Annotated in this window: 2 protein-coding genes; both read left to right on the top strand. The window is 62.8% G+C overall.

Features of this window, described 5'->3' with window-relative positions:
* The coding region (locus EOA86_RS18120) for a glycosyl hydrolase family 65 protein (protein ID WP_348633355.1) at nt 1-4,072 on the top strand (4,072 nt) is incomplete at its 5' end.
* A gap of 357 nt (nt 4,073-4,429) precedes the next feature.
* Entirely contained in the window at nt 4,430-6,202 is a 1,773-nt protein-coding gene (locus EOA86_RS18115) for a glucan ABC transporter ATP-binding protein/ permease (RefSeq protein ID WP_128342918.1), read from the top strand.
* The last annotated feature ends 50 nt before the right edge of the window (nt 6,203-6,252 follow it).

Below are 6,252 nucleotides of genomic sequence, written 5' to 3'. Positions count from 1 at the left end.
CTTCGAAGGACGCCTGCGCGACCGCTTCCACAGCGATCCGGTGATCGAGTCGGCCGAGTTGCTGCTGCAGGAAAGAGCGCCGCGCGACATCCCGACCGCCACCGTCAGGACCGAGGCCGACGAACGGTCGAAGGACGAAACGGAAGTCGAGAGCCCCGATACGCGCATCGTGCTCAACCCGCTCAAGGCGCTGCGTTCGACCAGCGTCATGTCCAATGGCCGCTACTCGGTCATGGTCACCGCGACCGGCTCCGGCTATAGCCGCTGGGGCGAGCTTGCCGTCACGCGCTGGCAGCCGGATCCAACCGAGGATCGGCTTGGCTCCTATATCTTCCTGCGCGACGCCGGCACCGGCGACTGGTGGTCGGCCACCGCCGAGCCGAAGCGTGCCACCGACGAAGAAGTGCAGACGCTGTTCTCCGACGACAAGGCGAGCTTCGTCAAGTCGGTGGGATCACTGCGTTCGGAGGTCGAATGCATCGTCATCTCGGAAGGAAACGGCGAAGGCCGGCGGGTGACGCTCTACAATGACGGCCCGGTCGATCGGCATATCGAAGTGACCTCCTTTGCCGAACTGGTGCTGGGCTACGACGCATCCGACAACGCGCATCCGGCCTTCTCGAAAATGTTCGTGGAAACCGAAATCGCTGCGAATAACGGGGCGATCTTCGCCACAAGACGCAAGCGGGAAACGGACGAGCCTGATGTCACCATGGTCCACTTCGTCACCGACCCGTCTGGGTCGACGCGCGACGCCGAGGCCGAAACCGACCGGCGCGCCTTCATCGGCCGCGGCCGCACCATAACCGAGGCCGCCGCCTTCGATCCCGGCGCCAAGCTTGGCGGCCATTCCGGCTTCACGCTGGATCCGGTCGCAGCACTTCGCCGACAGGTGCGCGTGCCGGCCAACAAGAAGATATCGCTGACCTTCTGGACTGCCGTCGGCGCCAACCGTGCCGAACTCGAAGATGCCATTGCGCGGCTCGATCATCCGGAAGCCTTCGCCCGTCAGGCGATGCTCGCCTGGACCCGCTCGCAGGTGCAGACCCGTCATCTCGGCCTCAGCCTTGCCGATGCCGCCAATGTGCAGAATCTGGCGCGTTATCTGATCTATCCTGATCCGTTCCTGCGCCTTCCGGCCGAATCGATCGCCTCCGGGCTCGGTAAGCAGTCCAGTCTGTGGCCGACCAGCATATCCGGCGACTTTCCGATTTTCCTGGTCAGGATCGGCGATGTCGCCGATCTCGAAATCGTTGCCCAGGCGCTCCGCTTCCAGGAATATATGCGCGCCCGCGGCATGATGATCGACTTTGTCGTGGTCAACGAGCAGGCTTCATCCTACGTGCAGGATCTGCAACGGGCAGTCGAGACGCTGTGCGAAAACAGCCGTCTGCGCGGCAAGGAGCTCGGACCCCGCCAGCACATCTTCGCCGTGCGCCGCGATCTCATGGACGAAACGACCTACAAGACGCTGCTCGCCGTCGCCCGCGTCGCCCTGCACACGCGAAACGGCACCATCTTCGATCAGATCGAGCGCGCCGAGGCCGCTGCGCTGCAAGCACGGGACGCTTTGCAGCCGGCAGGTGCAGCAGCGCTTCGCGAACCGTTTCCGCCGGCGCCGCAGGCATGGGCTGCCCAGGCCTCGATCGAAGGCAGTGCCGACGGCAGCGGGCTCAATCAGTGGAACGGTTTTGGCGGCTTCGAGGGCGACGGACGCCACTATGTCGTGCGCCTTGCTGGCCGGCGTACGACGCCGCAGCCCTGGATCAACGTCATCTCCAACGCCTCGTTCGGTTTCCATGTTTCGGCTGAAGGCGCTGCCTTCACCTGGAGCCGAAACAGCCGCGACTATCAATTGACGCCGTGGGCGAACGACCCGGTCACCAACCGGCCCGGCGAGGGCATCTATATCTACGATCACGCCAACGGCCGGGCGTTCTCGCCGGCGGCCGCAGTCGTGCGCGATCCCGCCATGACCTACGAAACATGGCACGGGCAGGGTTTTTCGACCTTCCGTTCGAAGCGCGGACCGCTGTCGATGGACTTGACCCATGTGGTGGATTCTGTCGATCCGGTGAAAATCTCCCGATTGCGCATCCAGAATTCGGGTTCGGTGCCGGCGCGCCTGCGGGTTTATGCCTATGCGGAATGGGTTCTTGGCAGCCATCGTTCGCGCACGGCGGCGACCATCGTTCCGTCCAGGGATGCTGTGACGGGCGCGTTGCTGGCGCAAAATCCGTACGGGCTCGACTTCAGCGACCGGGTCGCCTTCCTGGCCACCGACAGCGCGGCACATTCTGTACCGGCCGACCGCGGCGAGTTCATCGGCCGGCACGGCACCAGCGAACTTCCGCATGCCGTGCTCAGCGGCGCCAGCCTGTCGGGCCGCGTCGAGGCCGGCGATGATCCTTGTGCTGCAATTGCACGCGACATCGACATCCCTGCCGGCGGCGACGTGACGCTGCTCTGGCTGCTCGGCGATGCAGCCTCTGCCGAGGAAGCCAGCGCGCTGGTACAGCATCATAGCAGCAAGGATTTCGATCAGCGGCTGGCTGACAACGAACGCACCTGGCGGGGGTTTCTCGACACCATCCAGGTCGAGACGCCGGACAAGACGCTCAACGCCATGGTCAACCACTGGCTGCCCTATCAGAGCCTTGCCTGCCGCATCCGCGCCCGCTCCGCGTTTTACCAGGCGAGCGGCGCTTTTGGCTTCCGCGATCAGTTGCAGGACACGCTGGCTCTGCTTGTCCATGATCCGAAATTGGCGCGCGACCAGATCCTCAACGCGGCGCGGCGGCAATTCCCCGAAGGTGACGTGCAGCACTGGTGGCTGCCGCGCACCGAGGCAGGCGTCCGCACCATGATTTCCGACGACGTTGTCTGGCTCGCCCACGCCACGTCACACTACTTGCAGGTGACCGGCGATACCGCGATCCTGAGGGAACAACTGCCCTTCATCGACGGGCCGCCTCTGGAAGAAGGCGAGCACGACGCCTTCTTCACCCCGGAGATCTCGAAGAAGACCGCTTCACTCTATGATCATTGCGCACGCGCACTTGACCTTGCGATCAAGCGCAGCAGCCCCGCCGGACTGCCGCTGATCCTCGGTGGCGACTGGAACGACGGCATGAACCGTGTCGGCGAGCACGGTAAGGGCGAGAGCGTCTGGCTGGGCTGGTTCCTGCTGAAGACGCTGGGCGACTTTGCACCTGTCGCCAAGGCGGAAGGCGATACCAAGCGCGCGCAAGCCTGGACAAAACACGCTGACGTGCTGAAGCGGGCGCTGGAAAGCACGGCCTGGGATGGTGAATGGTACCGTCGCGGCAGCTTCGACGACGGCACGCCACTGGGGTCGCGCGGTTCGCAGGAGTGCAAGATCGACTCGATTGCCCAGTCGTGGAGCGTGCTGTCGGGCGAGGGCGATCCGGCGCGGTCGACGACGGCGATGCAGCAGGCGATGAAAATGCTCGTCGACGACGAGCTCAAGATCGTCAAGCTTTTCACCCCGCCCTTCTCCAGGACGGAACAGAATCCAGGCTACATCAAGAGCTACCCGCCGGGTGTCCGTGAAAACGGCGGCCAGTACACCCACGCGGCGACATGGTTCGTCATTGCGCTCGCCGAAATGGGGCGCACCGACGACGCCTACCGCTGTCTCTCGATGCTCAACCCGGTCAACCACGCGCTCGACGAGGCCGCTGCCGAGCACTACCGTGTCGAGCCTTATGTCGTCGCGGCCGACGTCTACGCCGGGCAAGGCAAGGGCGGCCGCGGTGGCTGGACCTGGTACACCGGCTCGGCCGGCTGGCTTTATCGCGCGGCGGTCGAGGGCATCCTCGGCATTGAGCGCAGGGGCGAGCGCATTCGGTTCAGGCCGAAACTCCCCAGCCATTGGAATGGTTATACAGCAACGCTCAAGGTGCTGGGGGCCGAACTCAGGGTTCGCGTTGTCCGCGACGCCAAGGTCAAAGCCATCTCGTTAGAGGTAGATGGTAAAAAGACGAAGGCTTCGTCTTTCGAACCGAAAGCCGGCGACAAGGCCGAGGTGGTCGTCAGGATACCGGCGTAGTTCCAAGGATTTTGGCGTTTTTGCACGTCTTGGGGTGCGCGTTGTTTAAGGTTGCTCTAGAAATTCTATTGCGCATGAGCTTTCCCAAAAGCCGGTGCAGCCTTTAGGGATTCGTACATGACCAGTTGCTGATTAAAATTGCGGCAGTGCTTGCAGCCTGCCACGATTTTGCCGCAGGGCTGACATTTTACCTTTTTTCTCAAACCGTTAGGTGATCACGACAGATTTCGCAGCGTCGCCATCTTTTGTTCGCGAATTGGGAACTGAAGGGGTACACGAGCATTGTTTCGCGACACGTCAACGGGTACGTGTAGAAAATGATGCAGTGCACAATAACAATTTGCCGGAGTAGCTGAAGTGTCCCTTCTGCAGATCTACTGGAGAGCGCTTGGTTATCTCGCTGCCGACAGAAAACGCGTCGCGTTTATCTGCGGGGCGAATGTCGCGCTGGCCATTATCGCCATCCTTGAGCCGATCATGTTCGGACGGGTGATCGATGCTATTTCGGACGGCGGCTCGGTCTTTTCGACGCTCGCCGTATGGGCCGGTATAGGCGTCTTCAACGTCGTCGCCTTCGTTCTGGTGGCGCGCGGCGCTGACCGCTTTGCCCATGCACGACGCAGCGAGGTGCTTTGTCAGTCATTCGAGCGCGTGATCACCATGCCGCTTGCTTGGCATCATCAGCGCGGCACCTCCAATTCTCTGCATACGCTTCTGCGCGCGGTCGAGACCCTGTTCAGCCTCTGGCTCGAGTTCATGAGGCAGCATTTGTCCACTGTCGTGGCACTGGTTCTGCTGGTGCCGACGGCGCTCAGCATGGATATTCGCATGTCGATGGTCCTGCTGGCGCTGGGCGCGCTCTATGTCGGAATCGGGCGGCTGGTGATGCGTCGGACCAGGGAAGGCCAGGCGTCCGTGGAGCGGCATTTTCACCAGGTGTTCGCGCATGTGAGCGACTCGGTGAGCAACGTCGCCGTGCTGCAGAGCTACAATAGAATCGGCCACGAGACCGACGCCTTGAAGCGTTATGTCAAGAATCTGCTTGATGCCCAATATCCGGTGCTCGACTGGTGGGCATTGGCCAACGCCCTGCACCGCCTGTCGTCCACCATTTCGATGATGGTCGTGCTGTTGATCGGCTCCTATCTGGTCATGCATGGCCAATTGCGTATCGGTGACGTCATCGCCTTTACCGGCTTTGCAACGCTGCTGATTGCCCGGCTCGACCAGATGTCGGCCTTCGCCAACCAGATTTCGGAGGCCAGGGCCAAGCTCGAGGAATTTTACCGCCTCGAGGACTCCGCGGCCGACGCCGCCGAGCCGGACGGGTTGCGTGACCTCGGCAACGTCACTGGTCATGTGCGTTTTGAAAACGTCAGCTTCGAATTCGCCAATTCGGGGCAGGGCGTGAACGACGTGTCGTTCGAGGTCCATGCCGGCCAGACCGTCGCCGTCGTCGGTCCGACGGGCGCGGGCAAGACCACGCTCATCAATCTTTTGCAGCGCGTCTTTGCGCCGTCCAGCGGCCGGATTCTGATCGATGGCATCGATACCCGTACGGTGACCCGCAAGTCGCTGCGCCACTCGATCGCCACCGTGTTCCAGGATGCGGGCCTGCTCAACCGCTCGATCGAGGACAATATCCGCGTCGGGCGCGCCGAGGCGACCTATGATGAGGTCCACGCTGCCGCCAATGCCGCTGCCGCGCAGGATTTCATCCTGTCGAAGAGCAACGGCTACGACACGGTCGTCGGCGAACGCGGGGGACAGCTTTCGGGCGGCGAGCGCCAGCGTATCGCGATCGCGCGCGCCGTGCTGAAGGATTCGCCCATCCTGGTGCTCGACGAAGCGACCAGCGCGCTCGATGTCGAGACGGAAGACCGCGTCAAGGAAGCGATCGACGAATTGCGGCGCGGCCGCACTACCTTCATCATCGCCCACCGCTTGACCACCGTTCGAGATGCCGATCTGGTTGTGTTCATGGACAAGGGCAAGGTGGTCGAAATGGGTGGCTTCGCCGAATTGTCGATGCGCAATGGCCGCTTCGCCAGCCTGCTGCGCGCTGGCGGCCTGCTCAACGACGAGGAAGTCCGCCGCCTCAGCCGCACCATCACGGACGAGGCCGCCTGAGCGGCCAGGCTGCCTTCCCTTCTCACCTGTCCTATGGGAGAAGGGAAGGC

Origin of the sequence: Mesorhizobium sp. M5C.F.Ca.IN.020.32.2.1 (genome assembly GCF_004023105.1) — a bacterium.
GTDB lineage: Bacteria > Pseudomonadota > Alphaproteobacteria > Rhizobiales > Rhizobiaceae > Mesorhizobium > Mesorhizobium wenxiniae.
This window is presented reverse-complemented; position numbering and strand designations above follow the sequence as displayed.